Genomic DNA, 18,911 nt, shown 5'->3' on the forward strand with positions numbered 1-18,911 from the left:
CGGAGCAAAAATAAGTATTTTTGTCTCCAATACAAACTAAATCAAAAGAATTGCACAGCATGTTGTTACAATTAGCTTTCGTTTTAATAGCCATTATTATAGGTGCCCGTATCGGTGGTATCGGATTAGGCGTGTTAGGAGGTCTCGGACTCGGTATACTCACCTTTGGATTCGGGCTCCAGCCCACTTCCCCTCCTATCGATGTCATGCTTATGATCGTTGCCGTAATAGCGGCGGCTAGTTGTATGCAAGCCGCTGGCGGACTTGATCTTATGGTTAAGTGGGCGGAAAAATTGCTTCGCAAGAATCCTCAACGAATCACGATATTAAGCCCGCTCGTCACCTATTTGTTTACCTTCATAGCCGGAACGGGGCATGTGGCTTATTCGGTCCTTCCGGTAATCGCCGAGGTCGCTACGGAAACGAAGATCCGTCCCGAACGTCCGATGGCGATCGCCGTGATCGCTTCCCAGCAGGCCATTACGGCCAGTCCGATATCGGCGGCTACGGTAGCTTTATTAAGTATGTTGTCCGGATACAATATCTCCTTGATGAATATCTTGATGATCTCTGTTCCTTGTACCTTATTAGGTGTGTTAGCGGGAGCGATCTACTCTTTAAAGGTCGGTAAAGAGCTAGATCAAGATCCGGAATACTTAAAGCGGGTGGCGAACCATGAGTTTAGCACGGAACATTATGAGGCGAAAGGCGTTGAAAACCAAATGAAAGCGGCCTTATCGGTCTCTATATTTGTTCTCGCTACGATAGCGATCGTTATTTTTGGTTCTATGGAGTCCCTACGTCCGGTCTTTACCGTCGGCACGGAAAAGGTCTCGATGCAGATGTCACATATTATTGAGGTATTAATGTTGACAGCCTCCGCTTTCATCTTATTATTTACAAAAACAGATGGTATCAAGGCCGCACAGGGTTCCGTTTTTTCCGCAGGTATGCAAGCGGTGGTAGCGATCTTCGGTATCGCTTGGATGGGAGATACATTTATCGCCGGCAATATGACTGAATTAAAGGGATCTATCGAGCATATAGTTACACAGATGCCTTGGTTATTCGGATTGGCCCTTTTCGTAATGTCCATTTTATTATTTAGCCAAGCGGCTACCATTCGTGCGTTATTGCCGCTAGGGATCGCATTGGGAATCTCACCCTATATGTTGATCGCTTTATTCCCCGCCGTAAACGGTTATTTCTTCATCCCAAACTACCCGACAGTCGTAGCCGCCATCAACTTCGATCGCACGGGCACGACCCGCATCGGTAAATACATCTTGAACCATTCTTTCATGATGCCGGGATTGATAGCGACCGGAGTTTCTGTTGGATTGGGGTTACTATTCATTCAATTCATATAATAAGAAAGCAAAAAATAGAGACGCAGCATACACGCTACGTCTCTACACCCCACACCATATATCCATATTATATTACTTCAACAATTTTTCCTGAATCAACTGCTTTAACTCCAGTTTTCCCATCGTGCCGATCATCATCTCACGGGGGCCGTCTAGCGGGCAAAACATCAAAGTGGGAATCGTTCGGATATTAAAGGCTGTCTCGAGTGCCTCCTCTTGATCTACATCCACCTTATAAATATAAATCTTCCCATCAAATTCTTTGGCAAACTCATCCAATATCGGGCTTAAGCGTTTGCAATAACCGCACCAAGGAGCGTGAAAATCTATGAGGCAAGGACGACTTCCTATATATTTCCAATCTTTGGGATTGGCCTCAAAATCACCGACATTGGCGATAAAACCATCTTTCGTTAAATCGATCACTACCATACTTCTCTATATTTTGATTTATAATATAACAAAGATAAGTATGAATAGGTTGCGGTATTTTTTATACTTTCGCGACATCGTTTTAACATACAGACAGAATGCTCACACTCGATAAAATTTATCAGGCATCATATGCCTTGAAGACAGTCATCAGACGCACTGATTTAATCAGCGCTCCCAATATCAATCCGGAATCCCATATTTTTCTAAAACCAGAGAACTTACAAGTAACCGGATCGTTTAAAGTGCGCGGCGCTTGTTTCAAGATCGCCCAGCTTACGGAAGAAGAGAAATCGCATGGCGTAGTGGCTTGCTCGGCGGGAAACCATGCCCAAGGTGTGGCATTAGCGGCTACCGCTCATGGTATCAAGTCCTTAATCTGCTTGCCCGATAACGCTCCTATCTCTAAAGTCGAGGCTACTAAATCTTATGGGGCAGATGTATGCCTTGTCGAAGGTGTTTACGATGACGCCTATAACAAGGCTTTACAATTGAAGGATGAGAAAGGATACACATTTATCCATCCGTTTGATGATGAGGATGTGATCGCCGGACAAGGGACCATCGGTTTGGAGTTATTGGAACAACTCCCGGAAGTAGAGGCTGTAATCATTCCGATCGGAGGGGGTGGGCTGATCTCCGGAGTCGCCTATGCCATCAAGAACTTGAACCCGGATATCAGAGTTTACGGAGTGCAAGCCAAAGGAGCGCCCAGCATGTTAAACTCTATCGAGCATGGGAAAATCGAACGCCTCGAAGGTGTCCGTACCATAGCCGACGGTATCGCCGTAAAAGAACCGGGAATACATACTTTCGATCTTTGCCAGCAATATGTGGACGAGATCGTATCCGTGACAGACGATGAGATTTCCACCGCTATCCTCGCGTTGATCGAGCAACATAAATTAATCGCCGAAGGGGCGGGTGCCGTAGCCGTGGCCGCCGCCATGTTTAATAAAGTACCCATCAAAGGGAAAAAAGTAATCTGTTTGATTTCCGGCGGAAATATCGACGTGAATATCCTTTCCCGGGTAATCGGACGTGGTTTGCAAAAATCCGGCCGCTCTTGTTCCATGACGATCGAATTGGTAGACAAACCCGGACAATTACAGCACGTATCTGAAATCATTGCCTCTACCGGCGCTAACGTAGTATCCGTATATCACGAGCGTGTCAGCCATACGGCTGATATCAATGGCTGTTATCTGCGGTTGGAGATGGAAACAAGAAATCAACAGCAAATTAATGAGATCCGGCAATTACTCACCGTTTCGGGATATAAGATAGTGGAAGGATAAACAATTCGCCCCAAAGCATACAACTGATTGACAAACTATTACTGTGCCACTACTTTCCATAGGCGTGGCACAGCCGTGCCATCCTAGTGGCACACTTGTGCCATCCTTATGGCATAGCTGTGCCATCACGGTGGCATAAGCGTGCCCTAAAAATGGCACAAGCTAAATATTAATATATTGTCTTAATGTATTCACATACTCCTCCATCGCCAAGCGTCCTTTGTCTGTGATCCGGCAAACCGTTCGGGGCTTCTTCCCGGCAAACCCCTTCTCGATCTCGATATAACCAGCTTCATTAAGTTTGTCCAACTGGACGCTGAGATTTCCCGCCGTAGCGTTCGTCTTCTCCTTGATATAGACAAACTCCGCCTCCTCCACCGATAGTAAAATGGACATCACCGCTAGCCGGAGTTGGGAATGCAATAAAGGATCTAATTCTTTAAACATTGTTTTTTAGCTTTATTATTAAGAATATGCCCGGGAATAATCATCATTACCACAAATGAAAGGCCAAAATACAAATACCACAAGACCGTGACAGGACCATGATTTATCAAACTCATCAGCATGTAGATAACTAAGACGAAAGCAACTACCGGAGAGTAAATCATCCATTTCTCCCGCAAGATAATGCCATTTATCGACACCCCCAACCCACAATATAATAACGATAAAGGAAGCATTAATATAAAATTGACGGATTGTTCATAAAGCACACAAAACGCCGCGATCAAGACGAACGTAAGTCCAAACATACAGCCAAACACTTGCCATACACTGGAGATCGTCTTATCCGTATAAGTCACCACGGCCGGCTCGCAACCTCTTTGCTTATATGAAATAACCGGTCCGACAGCAAACATGAGCATCCATCCCCAAGACCAAATATAATTTTGCGTATACACTATCAAAGAGGATATCACGACCGATAAGAGCACGGTAAAATACCCCCAATAAAGCAACACATTGCCACTCCCTACTTTCATATTTCGCTTGCTGGAGTTGATCATCTGAGTGATAATATCCAGACTTTCTTTTTCTGATAATTTTCTATCTTCCATAACTGTATTTATTTTATCTTGTTCTTCATTCAATGTAAAAATGTAAATACGTATCCAAAGATAAGGCCATTGGTATTTCTGAGCAACCTTTCGGTTATTATTTTTCATTCAGGCGACTCCGTTCGGAACCTATCTCAATCTTACTCTTCCTTACTTTCTTTCCGCTATTGAAATTCCATGTCAACGCAACCTTAAAGACCCTTCCAGTAAGTCCGTTTTCATAACGGGATGATGTTCGATAAACATCCAACGTACTGGCGTACTCATTGGCTTGGTTAAAGATATTATCGACTGAAACTGCCAACAATAGCTTATCATTCAATAGTTTCTTTCTCGCCATTACTCCAACCGTATGCCGGGGGGCGACCTCGCTATTACCGGAATATAGCCGGCTCGTTCCACTATACCGGGCCTCCACCGTAAAACCTGCCGGCAACGTAAAGGTAGCGATCGCATTGGCAAACCCTAAATAATGAGACGAAAAAGAAGACAATTCCGTCATCCGGATATCCTGCCGTACGCCTATGAAATTCCCTGTCAAGTTACACCAAGTAAAGGGTTGATACGGCAAGCTGACCGCTACAAACCAATGGTTTTCCCGATCGTGATTTTCATACGTGATATAGGATACATCGGGATTCACCACATCTTGTTTACAGAACTCCCGGATCAAGTCGTGGTGCAAGTTTCCTCCTACAGTCACCGTATAACGATAATTATAAACCAACGTTACACTGAAACGATTGATATAAGTAGGACGCAGATAAGGATTCCCGATCTGGTAGCTATAGTCCGAACTCTGTATACGATTCGGATTCAAGGTATAGAACGGAGGACGTTCGATATTACGAGCATATTGCCCTACCAGCATCCACCTCTTGATGGGATCGAACGCATAGGTCACGTTCAAGTTCGGAAAAAGATCCAGATAATCCCGACTAAAATCCTCACTTCTATCCGACGTCTTGGAATATTCCGCACGTACCCCCGCAACGAACGACCAGTTCTTGATCTCCGCAGAGAAAGAGGCGTAAGCTCCTACAATGTTTTCATTATATCTCAAGGTATATCCATATTCCTCATTAGGAATCCAACTCCCACTAGAGTTTAAACCCTCGTACAAGGAATGATCATCCATCAACGTATAGGTATATTTAGCCCCGATTTTCAAAGACATTTTTTCACGCAAATTCTTTTGGAAAGAAATATCGGTTGTCGCCATATCATAATCCGCCGCCGCATGACTCCGGTAAACCGTATCACGGCTCCAATTAGATTGTTCATAACGGATCGTATGGAGATTATCCCCGGTTGATCGCTTATTTACGAAATCGGCTATGACCTTAAATATCGAGCCTCGTTCATCCATTTTACGTAAGTAATTGACCGTAGCGGAAAACGTGTTATAATCATCCTTCTGTCGATAATTCCCCGTACTCTTCATAGGATAAGAGTTCTTTACTAAATCCGTTTGACTCCAAGATGTTCCGTCCGAAGCTTGATTGATATATTCGATCTCAGCTCCGACACTATTCAGCGAATCGATCTCGAAAATAGCCCCGACACGTCCATTCCCATATTTGGAATCCGTATCATACAAAGATTGAGACACAAACTTATTCCCCACCGTTCCGTATTCCCTGTTGGAGTTCATCTCTCCTTTATCCCGGGGAGTAAAAGTACCCGATACCGCTCCATTCAAGCTCCATTTCCCGACACGTGCATTTACGGACGCCGATGGAATATACCCTTGTAAAGATGGAGACAATGACGTACCTAAAGATACATATCCTTGCATACCGTTATCCGGACGTCGCCGCAATGAGATCTTGATCACTCCACCCTTAGTTGAGGCCTCATACTCAACTCCCGCGATCGGTATTACCTCAATCCTTTTTATATCCTCCGATTTCAAAGACCGCAAATAAGCCAGTAGCTCCTCTCCCGTTAAACGAATCTCACGGTCATCCACAAACACCTTCGCCCCTTGCGCCCCATTAATCGAGATCGTTCCATCCGAGAGCCACACACCCGGTGCCTGCGATAATAATTCCGTACCATCCTTTCCGGCAGATGGCATGACCGACATGATAAAGCGGTCTGCCTTCCGCTCAATATTCTTCGCTCGAACAACGACTTCCCTCAGAACATGGTTCGATAGATCTAGAATCAAGGAATCCCGCCGTTTTATCGGTAAGATCAGCTCTTTCCGTAAAGGCTCGTATCCGAGACATTGAACAACAAGCCTATACTTCCCAGCCTCCGCCTCCATGCTAAAATCGCCATCACTATTGGCCACGGCACCCCCTACCTGTTTTTCTCCCGATAAAAGCACAGCGGTCGCATATTCCACGGCATTTCCCTCCGCATCGGAAACATGGGCTTTATAAACCGTTTGTCCCGAGATCTTTTGAGCACTACCCCCGCCTATCGCCAAAATCCAAAGCGATAGCAGTAAAAACCGTACCATGGCTCTATTGATTTACCGGATAATACAGTTTTAATTTGAAAGTCGCTTCCTCATCCTTCACCTCGCAACTTTTCAACGCATATCCTTCCGCAGGCCCTTTTCCTTCCAGCATATCCATTTGCCAATTCTCGTTCTCGTCATGGAATACGGACAGATCAAACTTTTCCCAATCCACGTTTTCCAGTCGGATCGTAGCCTTTCCTTTCTCAGACTTCGCCATGCCATAAACAGGCTTGGTATCTTTTCCTGACTGAGCCATAACTAGGATATTCCCATGGTTACCACGTATATTTCCAATCTCTACAATAATAGTACGTGCCTCTATGCAACCACATACCAACATGAATAAAGATAATATGAATAAAACTCGTCTCATTTTAGTATCCTCCTCTTAATTATTATCACTGTTACTACAAACAAGTTTATTTTATAAACCATCCATGGATAAAAAAATGCAAAGGAGCTGCGCATCACTCTTTGCACATCGCAAATATAGACAAGTTTATTTTATAAACCAAATAATATTATAAAATATTCCAATAAAAATTTGACTCTGCAAAATACAGCCAAAATCCCCCACTAACCCTCCTAGAAAACACGTACATGCTTTCAAAACAACTATTTTAAGTTTGAAACAAAGCAACTTTTTCGCTATATTGCGCACATTTAGAATATATATGAACAGGACCAACATACAAATAACTAAAGATATGAACGAACGAATAATTGCTATACAAGCAGATATTACGACATTGGATGTAGACGCCATCGTAAATGCCGCGAACAATAGCTTATTGGGAGGTGGCGGCGTAGACGGTGCCATCCATTGGGCCGCCGGTCCGGAACTCCTTGACGAATGCCGGACTTTACAAGGATGCCCGACCGGAGAGGCGAAGATAACGAAAGGTTATCGATTGAAAGCCCGTCATGTCATACACACCGTCGGTCCCATCTACCGAAACGGACAACACGGAGAGCCGGAGCTACTGGAAAATTGTTATCGAAACTCCTTGCGATTGGCGAAAGAGAACAGACTGAGAACAATCGCTTTCCCATCAATAAGCACCGGCGTATATGGCTATCCTATCGAGGAGGCGGCACAGATAGCGATCCGCACGATCGATACCTTCCTAAAAGAGAATCCGGAAATCCAGCAAGTCACGATGTGCTGTTTCTCCGGATACGACAAATCGGTTTATACGAAAGCGCTGGAACAAATTACAACTCACGAGCCGTAATGTGGAAACACCCTTGCTTGCGTTCGTGCTTGATATAGCAACGATCCGCCCTGCGCAAATCACGAAGCACGGAGGCAAGCACCATTTTCAAGCGGTCCTTATCAATATTTAAGGTATCTTTCTCATCTATCTTAGTATAGCGTACCCATGATACATCGAACGTAGTTCCGTATTGGTGGGCAGAGTTGAGAGAAGAGTTCGTATTCCTTTTTCTCAATTTCTTGACATCGGCAACCGTACGGGTTACACTGGTTACCTTTATTTTATAAATGGAAGCATTCAAGTTTTTCAATGAGTCTTGGAAGTTTTTCCCGATATCCTCCAGCAGATTAGCGGCTTCCGGCACCAAATACGGAATAGAGTGCGTCAACTCCTCTACCTCGTAATAGTCATTCGTCTTGATCTCCACCATATCCCGGGAGGCGTGCTCCGCTCCTTCCCTCGAAGAGACAGGCTCTATGCCGATCTTCTTCGCAACGGACAAATGAACGTCATTCAAATCATTAAAATCACGATTATAGCTTCCATTGTACCAAATCTTCTTCAATTCACCTCTTTTCTCCTTACAAGAAGAAAAAGCCGTCGCCGACACGATCACGACCAGCAACAACATCACATTAAACACAGTCTTCATCTTCATTTCCTTCGTTTTGCCTGACAAACATACGGAAAAATCCGAAATTCCCCCTTAACTCCAATTAGTTTTTCTCTAAATGGTAGACGGACGGCTGAAAGATGTGTTCCCGTGAAATAAAACTTCTCCCTTTGCATCAATGGATAAAGAATATTACTAATTTTGTAACTTGATTCGAATAATAAAAAATAGCACATCTTTTTGAAGCGTAATTTAATAAAAGGAATAGCGGATGATTGAAAGAATTTATATTCTTGAAAGCGTAGACCCGGTAATTTTCTACGGTGTGAATAACTCTAATATGCAATTGATCAAGACATTGTTTCCGAAATTGCGTATCGTTGCCCGTGGAAATGTGATGAAAGTGATTGGAGATGAGGATGAGTCCGAGCTTTTTCTCAAGAAAATCCGTGAGGTGGAAAAATACTGTGAGGAGTTTAACTCGCTCTCCGAAGACGTGATTCTGGATATTATAAAAGGGAAAGGTCCCACGGTCGTGAAGCAGGAGAACCTGATCATCCACGGCATGAATGGCAAGCCGATTACCGCACGTACCGAGAATCAACAGTTATTGGTAAAGGCTTTCGAGAACAACGATCTGGTTTTCGCCACAGGACCCGCCGGTTCGGGTAAAACATTCGTCGCTATCGCCTTAGCCGTAAAAGCATTAAAGAATAAGGAAGTACGGAAGATCATCTTAAGCCGTCCCGCCGTGGAAGCCGGAGAAAAACTGGGTTTCTTGCCGGGTGAGATGAAAGATAAGCTAGATCCCTATCTGCAACCGCTTTACGATGCCTTGCAGGATATGATACCGGCAGCCAAGCTGAAGGAATATATGGAGAATAACGTGATACAGATCGCCCCGCTAGCGTTTATGCGCGGTCGTACCTTGAACGACGCCGTCATTATATTGGACGAGGCGCAAAACACGACGACGCATCAAATCAAGATGTTCTTGACCCGCTTGGGTATGAACGCCAAGATGATCGTCACCGGAGATGTCACGCAGATAGACCTTCCGCCTTCTACCACGTCCGGATTGATACAGGCCATGCAAATATTGAAGGGCGTAAACGGGATCGGTAAGATCGAGTTCACCAAGAAAGATATTGTCCGGCATAAACTTGTCCAACGAATCGTAGAGGCTTATGATAAGTTCGATGATAAACGGAAGAAAGAGATCAAAGAGGCAAAAGAGAAGAAAACGAATATAGACAACAACTAAAAGTAAGAGTCATGAAGAAGGCATTAGTTAAAACAGACTTCAATTTCCCGCGACAAAAGAGCGTATACCATGGGAAAGTACGCGACGTGTACAACATCAATGACGAGGTATTGGTAATGGTCGCTACAGACCGTATTTCCGCTTTCGATGTTATCTTGCCGGAAGGTATTCCTTACAAGGGACAAATGTTAAACCAGATCGCCGCCAAGTTCCTTGACGCTACGACTGATATTTGTCCGAACTGGAAAATGGCTACTCCGGACCCGATGGTAACGGTTGGCGTTCAATGCCAAGGTTTCCCGGTTGAGATGATCGTACGCGGTTATCTGTGCGGAAGCGCATGGCGTGCTTATAAGAGCGGTGTACGTGAGATCTGCGGCGTGAAACTACCGGAGGGTATGCGTGAGAACCAACGTTTCCCCGAACCCATCATCACCCCGACCACAAAGGCTGAGATCGGAGAGCATGATCAAGATATCTCTAAAGAGGAGATTCTCGCTAAAGGTTTGGTCTCTAAAGAGGACTACGAGGTTCTTGAGAAATATACGATGGCCTTGTTTAAACGCGGTACCGAGATCGCTAAGGAACGTGGCTTGATCTTGGTTGACACGAAATATGAGTTCGGTCATCGTGACGGCAAGATCTATTTGATCGACGAGATCCATACTCCGGATTCCTCCCGTTATTTCTACTCAGAAGGATACGAGGATCGTTTCGCCAAAGGGGAACCGCAGAAGCAACTTTCCAAGGAGTTCGTCCGCGAATGGTTGATGGAAAATGGCTTCCAAGGTAAATCCGGACAGAAAGTTCCTGAAATGACACCGGAGATCGTAGAAGGAATCAGCAACCGATATATCGAATTGTTCGAGCATATCACAGGGGAGACTTTCGTAAAAGGCGAGACTGATAACTTGCTGAACCGCATCGAGAAAAACGTTACTGAATATTTACAGAATAAATAAGATACCGCACATGACACAGTATGGTTCAGAGACAATACTTCCTTATAACAAAGAGGAACAAAAGGGCACGCAAGTCAAACGTATGTTCGACTCGATAGCCGAAACGTATGATCAACTCAACCATACTCTCTCATTTGGTATCGACAAGATATGGCGCAGGAAAGGGATCGCTTTCCTGCGTCCTTTCTCTCCTAAAACGATACTGGATATCGCTACCGGTACCGGAGACTTGGCTATCTCCATGTACAAAAAGCTGCGACCCGACCATATCGTCGGTGCCGACATCTCGTTAGGCATGATGGAAGTGGGACGGAAAAAAGTAGCTGCCGCCGGTTATTCGGAGCATATATCCTTCGAGCAACAGGACTGTACGGCCTTGACCTACGAGGAAAACTCGTTCGATGCCGTAACCGCCGCTTTCGGGGTTCGTAATTTTGAGAACATAGAGCAAGGTATCTCAGAGATGTACCGGGTGCTGAAACCCGGTGGACATATCATGATCTTGGAACTTTCCACACCGGAACATTTTCCCATGAGACAACTCTACCAGATCTATTCAAAGACCGTCATCCCCTTTATCGGACGTCTACTCTCTAAAGAAAAAGTCGCGTATAATTATTTGCCGGCTTCCATCAAGGTAGTTCCTCAGGGAAAGGTCATGACGGATTTACTCACCCGCCAAGGCTTCAAGCAGGCCCGTGTACGGACCTTTACCTTCGGGATCTGTTCATTATATACAGGATCTAAAGAATAAACAATAAAAAGGTTATGCAGAAATATGGCTTACTGGGATATCCCCTCGGACATTCGTTTTCTAAAACGTATTTCAACCAGAAGTTTGAGGCGGAGAAGATCGACGCTGAGTACTTGAATTTCGAGATTCCCTCTATCAAGGAGATTAAGAACGTAATCAAAGAAAACCCTGAACTTAACGGTTTAAACGTGACCATTCCTTATAAGGAACAAGTAATCCCATATTTAGACGATTTGGATGACGATGCCCGTCAGATCGGAGCGGTAAATGTCATCAAGTTCACAAAAGGTCTTTTCGGCAAACTTAAACTGAAAGGATATAACTCGGATATTATCGGATTCAAGCAATCGATTGATCCTTTATTGAAAGAAACGCACCGGAAAGCGTTGATCCTTGGTACGGGAGGGGCGTCAAAGGCAGTCTTCCATGGACTGAAACAGCTAGGTGTTGGTGCCACGCTGGTTTCTCGCAAACCGAAAGAATTTTGTATCACGTACGATGAGATTACTCCGAAGACCATGGAGCAATATACGGTGATCGTGAATACGACTCCCTTAGGCATGTTCCCGAATATAGACTCATGTCCGGATATCCCGTACGATTTACTTACGCCGAATCATCTATTGTATGATTTACTTTACAATCCGGATGAGACCCTTTTCATGAAGAAAGGAAAAGAAAAAGGCGCCGTCGTGAAAAATGGTCTGGAAATGCTTCTATTACAGGCTTTCGCCGCTTGGGAGATCTGGCAGAAATAGATCGAACGATATCTTTCCAACCACATGATTTGATGAAGCTAGCTTCGTGAGCCAATGAAGTTAGCTTCGTTAGTCAATGAAGTTAACTTCACAAGCGTATGAAGTTAACTTACTTCAACCAAGTCAATACATAGTCCGGTGTAACTTGATATGCCAACTCATATTCCCGGCATGCCTCGGTCCGGGTTTCTCGTCCCTTAAACGTCCCACTCGATAAATAAGGAAAAGGATTCACGTGAAGATGCTTTTGAAAGTCCACTCCTTCCTGCCCGATTATCTTGAACAAGGTTTCTTTGGCGCACCAATGGATTAATAGATGCTCGACCTCATGCTCCAGATCGATACCCGCCTCTTCCTCCGGATTCATAAAGCGACTTCGTATTTTCAAGATCCGGTCCGAACGATACTCGATATCGATCCCTGTCGGACGCTTATCCAAGATTACCGCCACATAATCTTTCGTATGAGATATACTTATATATAAAGGTACGCACGCAAGGAACGGGGCACCCGTAGAATGATAGTCAACCCTTGCCTCCTCTCCTAAAAGCTCTTTTAAAAGCACCCGGCTGGCGAAACGTTCCTGCCTCCGCTTCTCTGCCGATACCCGCTCCAAAAAAGAAGAATAGTCCGCTTTATGCTCAAGCATCCCCAAAAGCTCATCAGAGCTTTCTTCCATTTTCCAGACTCCATGCAGCGGCGAGAGTTGTTTATATAGCAAGGCCATATTATTCTTTCCAACTAAAAGTTTGTATAAGTTCTATGATATCTTCCCGGATATATTGGATAGCGGGAGCTAATGAATCCGCATTGGGTTTACAGTCAAAATACAAGGCCCCCCGGAAGAAATTCGATACACTATCTGTCAACAGGAATTGTATGGGAGAAGCCGATTCTCCATCCAGAAGAAACAACGAGCCATAAACGTTTGCGGCAGGGTTGGAATACGCTTTCTCCGATATCCGATTCTCCGACTTTATCAGGCGGGCGACGAAAGAGCGGCTTTCCGTTTCCACCGTCACCAAGGACGCGGGAGTAATTGGCAAATAGCTGCAATAAAGCTTAGCCTCTAACTCCGGATACGAGATATTCAAGCCCGTAACACCCTTCTTTTGATCCGGAACCTCTATGACCGCAGTCTGAGAGACATCAAAATTAAAAGGCAGGTAACTGAGATCAAGCGGTTTATACTGTGCCTTCGAAGGTTCAATACGAACATAGCCCCGTGGCTTCGGCGTATATTCCACACACGAAATACAGCATATCCCTAAAAACAGAGAACCTCCTATGACAGCAGCTATCCATTTCATAAACATTTACTTCGTATCTTTCCCATTCTCATCATTCCCTGTATCTTCAAGGATACGGTTAAATTTAACCTTTAATATCCTCCTGTTATCCACTTCCAGCACTTGGAAACGATATTCCTTAAAATCTATAATCTCCCTACGGCGTGGAAAATCCCCTTTTATCTCCAACAAAAGACCGGCCAAAGTTTCCACTTCTTCCGTCAATTTACCAAAATCTGAGGGATCGGCATCGATAACCCGGAAGAAATCCGTCAATAATATCTTTGCCTCAAAGATCAAGCTACCGTCTGCTAAACGGATGAATTGTTGCTCATCCTCATCATACTCATCGGAGATCTCTCCAACAATTTCCTCTAGGATATCTTCCATCGTCACGATACCGGAGGTACCGCCAAACTCATCGACCACGATCGCCATATGAATTTTATTGGTACGGAACTCTTCCAGCAAATCATCGATCTTCTTGGTTTCCGGCACGAAATAGGCCGGTCGGATCAAGCTCTGCCAACGGAATGTATCGGGCTTGTCAATATAGGGCAATAAGTCCTTGATATATAAGATACCTTTTATATTATCCTCAGTCTCGGAATATACCGGAATACGCGAATAGCCGGATTTGATAATAAAATCAACCACCTCACGGAAACTGATCTTGATCTCGATATCTTCCATATCCAGACGAGGAGTCATGATCTCATCAGCGGTCTTATTATAAAACTTGATAATCTCCGCCAGCATCTCCTTCTCCTCCGGGATCTCGGTAGAGGTTAGCTCTAACGCTTTAGAAAGCTCATCTACAGAGATATCATATTTCTTTTTCGCTAACGCTTTATTGATGACCGATGTGGAATTAACCAAGATTTTCGAGAATGGGCGGCAGAAGCGTTCCAAACCACTTAATACGGAGGCTGAAAAACGAACAAAACGCAAAGAATTCTTCTGTGCGTAAATCTTAGGCATGATCTCCCCAAAAAGTAAAAGCAAGAAAGTCAAGAGAATCGTCTCAAGCACAAAGCCTAGAAGAGGAGCGGCCGAGAAATTAATCCAAGCGTTAATCGCATAGGTACACAGCATAACGACCGCCACATTTACAAAATTATTAGCGATCAATATAGATGCCAATAGATACTCCGAACGTTCAAGGAGACGTTTGATAACAGGATCTGCCGGGCGATTCTCTTCCCCGATCTCATTTAGGTCACCCGGGGTTAGAGAAAAGAATGCCACTTCAGAGGCCGACACGAAGCCGGAAACAAACAGCAGTAAAAAAGCGAGGCTTAATGCGATCACAGGACCCGCTGTCAGCGCCTGCACCGTTACGTTTTCAAATAAGCCCCATAAATAATAGTCCGAGTCCAAGGGAAACAGTATTAGTTAAACAATATCAGAACGGGAGATCATCCGCGTCACTGGATTCTGAGAATGCGCTAGGCTGCGAGGCGGCTGGCTGTTGATAAGCGGTATTTGGCGCCGTGGTCGGTTGAGCCGGTTGTCCTTGTCCCACATTGGGCTGCATACTACCGCCTTGTGCAGTCGTATTTCCACCATCGGCCGGACGGGAACCCGTGCTGTAAAACTCGATACGATCCGCATGGATCTCCGTAACATATCGTTTCACGCCGCTTTGGTCATCATAATTACGAGTACGAATCTTGCCTTCCACATATACACCGGAACCTTTACGTACCCATTTTTCCACGAAAGGAACCAAATCCCGACGAACTACGATATTATGCCACTCCGTACGTTCCGGAACCACCGTTCCATTTGCCAACGTATACCCACGTTCCGAGGTTGCCAGCGGGAAATTAGCGACAGCGGCACCACTGTCAAAATAGCGAACGTCAGGATCTTTGCCTACGTTGCCGATCAATATAACCTTATTCAATGACATAATTCAAATTCTTAATAACCATACAAAGAAACACAAATTCAATCATTCTCACAAGTTTCCGTTTAATTTCTCTAAATAAATATGTATCAGCCGGGGAACGGCATACTTCTCAATATCCCGACAAGGCAGAGAGAGGTAATTCCCCAAGGATTCCGGAACCTGCTCTATCTCTATTTGATAGAAAGAAGCGTATAAAATTTGATGGGAGAGCGTATGCTTTACATTCGATAACCCTTGGGTGATACTCAATTTTCCAGCATCTCCCAATAGGTTACGGAAGGCTTGCGTCTCACACAAACCGGAAAAATCCATCGCATGATCCGTCTCGATCAATGGAAATTCATACAAACCGGTCCAGATATCCTTCCCCGTCCGTCTGTTCATCCAAGTTTGTTCTTTATATATAATGTATAGATAGTGGAAATAACGATCCCTTGTCTTCGTCTTATTTTGTTTCACCGGATAAGCTTGCACATTGCCGGAAGCGAACGCCACGCATTTATCTTTTAGCGGGCACACCCCGCAGTCCGGGTTTTGAGGAACACATTGCAAAGCACCCAATTCCATGATCGCCTGATTATGCGTCCCTGCGTTCTTAGGGTCCAAGATCATTCCGGCCAGTTCCGCAAATTGCTTTTTACCCTTCGTGGTGTCGATCGGCGTATCTACGGCAAACAAACGGGAAAGTACCCGGTACACATTTCCATCCACGACCGGACACGGTTGGTTCCAAGCAAAGGAGACGATCGCCGCCGCCGTATACTCCCCGATACCTTTCAAGGATAATACCTCTTTATAATTCTCCGGGAAAACCCCGTTAAACCGCTCCATGATAGATTTAGCCGCCGCATGTAAGTTACGAGCCCGGCTATAATACCCCAAGCCCTGCCAATATTTCAGCACCTCATCCTCTTCCGCCACCGCTAGAGATGCCACATCCGGGAAACGTTCGGTAAAACGCAAAAAATACTCCAATCCCTGTACAACCCGGGTTTGTTGCAATATAATCTCCGATATCCAGATGATATAAGGGTCTCTCGTTTCCCTCCAAGGAAGCTCTCTTTTATAGGTTTCATACCACTCAACCAATATCCGGCTGATTTCTAACTCACTTTCATACTGTAACATAACTGCTCCCTTTCTCACTTTTCAACATCATAACTATTTGATTACCGCAAACATACATATATATTACGAATCGAGAAGAATCTTTTTATTTAAAAATTGAAGCTCAATTCTTTTTCCACTTAAATAAAAAGCTATATATTTGCATTCCAAAAAATTAATAGGTCAAAATCAATTAATTAATTTATAGACATGACTAAAGCAGATATTGTTAGCGAGATTTCAAAAAGCACTGGTATCGACAAACAGACAGTGCTAGCAAGCGTTGAGTCCTTCATGGATATCGTAAAAAGTTCTTTAGCCCAAGGCGAAAACGTTTACTTGAGAGGTTTCGGAAGTTTCGTTATTAAGAAGAGAGCTCAAAAGACAGCTCGTAATATTTCAAAAAATACTACGATCATCATCCCGGAACACAACATTCCGTCATTCAAGCCGGCTAAGACTTTTATTGGTGAAGTTAAGTAATTAATTATTATACGTTTAATTTAAAATTTTAAAGCGATGCCTAGCGGAAAGAAAAGAAAAAGACATAAAATGTCTACGCACAAGCGCAAAAAGAGACTGAAGAAGAATAGACATAAGAAGAAATAAGTCTATCTAACGAACTCTAAAGAACAAACTTAATAAGTGACCTTTTAAGTTTGTTCTTTGCGTATTTTATAAGGTCTGATCTTAAAAACACATCTTAAGTGATTAGTGAATTAGTAGTTGATGTACAGCCCAAAGAGGTATCTATCGCCGTCTTGGAGGACAAGAGCCTTGTGGAGCTCCAAAAGGAGGCCCGCAACGTCTCGTTCGCTGTTGGTGATATCTATCTAGGTAAGGTTAAGAAACTGATGCCGGGCTTAAACGCTGCGTTCATTGATGTCGGTTACAAAAAGGATGCGTTTCTTCACTATTTGGACTTAGGTCCTAACTTCAACACCCAACAGAAATATTTAAAGCAATTGCTGAGCGATCCCAAAAAGGCGCCGGTACTGTCGAAAACTCAGATTCTACCGGAGATCGAAAAGAACGGGAGTATTAGCGACGTGCTGAAAGTAGGACAAGAGGTGTTGGTTCAAATTGCTAAAGAGCCTATCTCGACGAAAGGTCCCCGATTGACTTCCGAGCTTTCTTTTGCCGGAAGATATATCGTGCTGATACCGTTCGCCGATAAAGTATCTGTCTCCACCAAAATTAAATCAAGCGAGGAACGAGCCCGTTTGCGCCAGTTAATCCAAAGTATCAAACCGAAGAATTTCAGTGTTATCGTACGGACATCCTCGGAGGGCAAGCGTGTCGCAGAGCTTGATCATGAATTGAAGACATTGATGAAACGATGGGAAGATAATATCGTGAAGGTGCCTAAACTCAAAGCTCCGGCTATTATTTATGAGGAAACGGCACGTACCGTAGCTTTGCTTCGGGATATATTCAACCCCTCTTTCCAAAATATTTATGTAAATGACAAGGAGGTCTATAATAATGTCCGCGACTATGTAAGCTTGATCGCACCGGGACGGGAAGAAATCGTACAGTTATATACGGGAGAGCTTCCTATCTTCGACAACTTTGCGGTCACCAAGCAAATCAAGTCGCTATTCGGACGAACTGTCACTTACAAGAGTGGAGCTTACTTGATTATCGAGCACACGGAAGCTATGCACGTTATCGACGTGAACAGCGGGAACCGTTCCAAAGGCAGCGATGCCCAAGAGAAGACAGCTATCGACGTAAATATAGCCGCCGCCGATGAGATCGCCCGTCAGCTCCGCTTACGAGACATGGGAGGTATCATCGTCATAGACTTTATCGATATGGCAGAGGCTGCCAACCGGCAAAAGCTATTTGAACACATGACAAAGGCAATGGCAAATGACCGGGCTAAACACAATATCCTTCCTCTTAGTAAGTTTGGCTTGATGCAGATTACCCGTCAGCGGGTACGTCCGGCAATGGACGTGGATACGTCAGAAGACTGCCCATCCTGTTTCGGAACAGGAACGGTTAAGCCTTCCATCCTGTTTACCGACAGCCTGGAAGAAAAAATAGATTGCTTAGTAAACAAACATCACGTGAAGAAATTCACCCTGCATGTACATCCGTATGTCGCAGCGTATGTGAACAAGGGGTTGTTCCCCTTGAGCATGAAGTGGAAAATGAAGTACACACATGGTTTAAAAGTTATTCCCAATCAAAGTCTCGCCTTTCTTGAATACAAATTCTTTGATGCCGACAAGAATGAGCTTGACATGAAAGAAGAAAAGGAAATAATCAACAAATAACAAGAGAAGCCCCGGGCCTATTAAAACGGTTCCGGGGCTTTCTGTATTCTGCCAAACCGCCAAAATGTCACGATTCATGACACGTATTATTTATTTTCAAACCCAAACTTCTT

The 18,911-nt window shown here is 44.3% G+C and carries 20 protein-coding genes; 9 read left to right on the top strand and 11 right to left on the bottom strand.

Annotated features, from left to right (window positions below; all coding sequences use genetic code 11):
• Window positions 1-59 precede the first annotated feature (59 nt).
• Entirely contained in the window at window positions 60-1,370 is a 1,311-nt protein-coding gene (locus tag BDI_RS09890; protein WP_008780146.1) for an anaerobic C4-dicarboxylate transporter family protein, read from the top strand.
• Between the two features lie 72 nt (window positions 1,371-1,442).
• On the opposite strand, the gene BDI_RS09895 is transcribed toward BDI_RS09890, so the two are convergent.
• Window positions 1,443-1,802, bottom strand: coding sequence for a thioredoxin domain-containing protein (locus BDI_RS09895; RefSeq protein WP_005854641.1), 360 nt, complete (start codon window positions 1,800-1,802; stop codon window positions 1,443-1,445).
• Window positions 1,803-1,900: 98 nt separating this feature from the next.
• Between BDI_RS09895 and ilvA the strand changes: the two genes are divergently transcribed.
• Window positions 1,901-3,100: a threonine ammonia-lyase gene (gene ilvA / locus BDI_RS09900; protein WP_005854639.1), complete on the top strand. Its 1,200-nt coding sequence runs from the start codon at window positions 1,901-1,903 to the stop codon at window positions 3,098-3,100.
• 162 nt (window positions 3,101-3,262) lie between these two features.
• On the opposite strand, the gene BDI_RS09905 is transcribed toward ilvA, so the two are convergent.
• The 4 genes from BDI_RS09905 to BDI_RS09920 all read right to left on the bottom strand — a co-directional run bounded on the left by BDI_RS09905 (window position 3,263) and on the right by BDI_RS09920 (window position 7,007).
• Complete coding sequence (locus BDI_RS09905) at window positions 3,263-3,547, bottom strand: winged helix-turn-helix domain-containing protein (RefSeq protein ID WP_009275783.1); 285 nt, start codon at window positions 3,545-3,547, stop codon at window positions 3,263-3,265.
• On the bottom strand, window positions 3,532-4,161 hold the full coding sequence (locus BDI_RS09910; protein WP_005854635.1) for a hypothetical protein: 630 nt from the start codon (window positions 4,159-4,161) through the stop codon (window positions 3,532-3,534). Before BDI_RS09910 ends, BDI_RS09905 begins: the two co-directional genes overlap by 16 nt.
• A 97-nt stretch (window positions 4,162-4,258) precedes the next feature.
• Complete coding sequence (locus BDI_RS09915) at window positions 4,259-6,631, bottom strand: outer membrane beta-barrel family protein (RefSeq protein ID WP_011966651.1); 2,373 nt, start codon at window positions 6,629-6,631, stop codon at window positions 4,259-4,261.
• A gap of 4 nt (window positions 6,632-6,635) precedes the next feature.
• Window positions 6,636-7,007: a DUF2141 domain-containing protein gene (locus BDI_RS09920; protein WP_009018173.1), complete on the bottom strand. Its 372-nt coding sequence runs from the start codon at window positions 7,005-7,007 to the stop codon at window positions 6,636-6,638.
• A gap of 334 nt (window positions 7,008-7,341) precedes the next feature.
• Here BDI_RS09920 and BDI_RS09925 point away from each other — a divergent pair, with 334 nt between their 5' ends.
• Window positions 7,342-7,869 (top strand): O-acetyl-ADP-ribose deacetylase, encoded by a 528-nt coding sequence (locus BDI_RS09925; protein ID WP_005864731.1) that lies wholly within the window; start codon window positions 7,342-7,344, stop codon window positions 7,867-7,869.
• Here the strand turns inward: BDI_RS09925 and BDI_RS09930 are convergent.
• Window positions 7,850-8,509 (bottom strand): DUF5715 family protein, encoded by a 660-nt coding sequence (locus BDI_RS09930; protein ID WP_008773450.1) that lies wholly within the window; start codon window positions 8,507-8,509, stop codon window positions 7,850-7,852. The genes BDI_RS09925 and BDI_RS09930 overlap by 20 nt on opposite strands.
• 226 nt (window positions 8,510-8,735) lie before the next feature.
• On the opposite strand from BDI_RS09930, the gene BDI_RS09935 reads away from it, so the two are divergent.
• From BDI_RS09935 to BDI_RS09950, 4 genes are read left to right on the top strand one after another with little or no spacing between them, the layout of a single operon-like run.
• Window positions 8,736-9,728 (top strand): PhoH family protein, encoded by a 993-nt coding sequence (locus BDI_RS09935; RefSeq protein ID WP_005854625.1) that lies wholly within the window; start codon window positions 8,736-8,738, stop codon window positions 9,726-9,728.
• A gap of 11 nt (window positions 9,729-9,739) precedes the next feature.
• Window positions 9,740-10,690: a phosphoribosylaminoimidazolesuccinocarboxamide synthase gene (locus BDI_RS09940; RefSeq protein ID WP_005864727.1), complete on the top strand. Its 951-nt coding sequence runs from the start codon at window positions 9,740-9,742 to the stop codon at window positions 10,688-10,690.
• Window positions 10,691-10,700: 10 nt separating this feature from the next.
• Window positions 10,701-11,444, top strand: a complete 744-nt coding sequence (ubiE, locus tag BDI_RS09945) for a bifunctional demethylmenaquinone methyltransferase/2-methoxy-6-polyprenyl-1,4-benzoquinol methylase UbiE (protein WP_005864725.1) — start codon at window positions 10,701-10,703, stop codon at window positions 11,442-11,444.
• Between the two features lie 14 nt (window positions 11,445-11,458).
• Window positions 11,459-12,202: a shikimate dehydrogenase family protein gene (locus BDI_RS09950; protein WP_005854619.1), complete on the top strand. Its 744-nt coding sequence runs from the start codon at window positions 11,459-11,461 to the stop codon at window positions 12,200-12,202.
• A gap of 109 nt (window positions 12,203-12,311) precedes the next feature.
• Here BDI_RS09950 and BDI_RS09955 read toward each other — a convergent pair whose 3' ends face one another.
• From BDI_RS09955 to mutY, 5 genes are read right to left on the bottom strand one after another with little or no spacing between them, the layout of a single operon-like run.
• Window positions 12,312-12,929, bottom strand: a complete 618-nt coding sequence (locus BDI_RS09955; protein ID WP_005854617.1) for a 4'-phosphopantetheinyl transferase family protein — start codon at window positions 12,927-12,929, stop codon at window positions 12,312-12,314.
• A 1-nt stretch (window position 12,930) separates the two neighbouring features.
• The gene (locus BDI_RS09960; protein WP_005854615.1) at window positions 12,931-13,512 is read right to left on the bottom strand and encodes a hypothetical protein; all 582 of its coding nucleotides are present in this window, start codon (window positions 13,510-13,512) and stop codon (window positions 12,931-12,933) included.
• 6 nt (window positions 13,513-13,518) lie between these two features.
• A complete protein-coding gene (gene gldE, locus BDI_RS09965; RefSeq protein WP_005854613.1) occupies window positions 13,519-14,871 on the bottom strand; it encodes a gliding motility-associated protein GldE in 1,353 nt (450 codons plus the stop codon).
• 25 nt (window positions 14,872-14,896) lie between these two features.
• Complete coding sequence (ssb, locus tag BDI_RS09970) at window positions 14,897-15,406, bottom strand: single-stranded DNA-binding protein (protein WP_005854611.1); 510 nt, start codon at window positions 15,404-15,406, stop codon at window positions 14,897-14,899.
• Between the two features lie 48 nt (window positions 15,407-15,454).
• Window positions 15,455-16,534 (bottom strand): A/G-specific adenine glycosylase, encoded by a 1,080-nt coding sequence (gene mutY, locus BDI_RS09975; protein WP_005854609.1) that lies wholly within the window; start codon window positions 16,532-16,534, stop codon window positions 15,455-15,457.
• A 189-nt stretch (window positions 16,535-16,723) separates the two neighbouring features.
• On the opposite strand from mutY, the gene BDI_RS09980 reads away from it, so the two are divergent.
• Window positions 16,724-16,996 (top strand): HU family DNA-binding protein, encoded by a 273-nt coding sequence (locus tag BDI_RS09980; RefSeq protein ID WP_005854607.1) that lies wholly within the window; start codon window positions 16,724-16,726, stop codon window positions 16,994-16,996.
• Window positions 16,997-17,220: 224 nt separating this feature from the next.
• Window positions 17,221-18,798: an Rne/Rng family ribonuclease gene (locus tag BDI_RS09985; RefSeq protein WP_005854603.1), complete on the top strand. Its 1,578-nt coding sequence runs from the start codon at window positions 17,221-17,223 to the stop codon at window positions 18,796-18,798.
• Window positions 18,799-18,911: the final 113 nt, after the last annotated feature.

The organism is Parabacteroides distasonis ATCC 8503 (genome assembly GCF_000012845.1).
Lineage (GTDB): Bacteria > Bacteroidota > Bacteroidia > Bacteroidales > Tannerellaceae > Parabacteroides > Parabacteroides distasonis.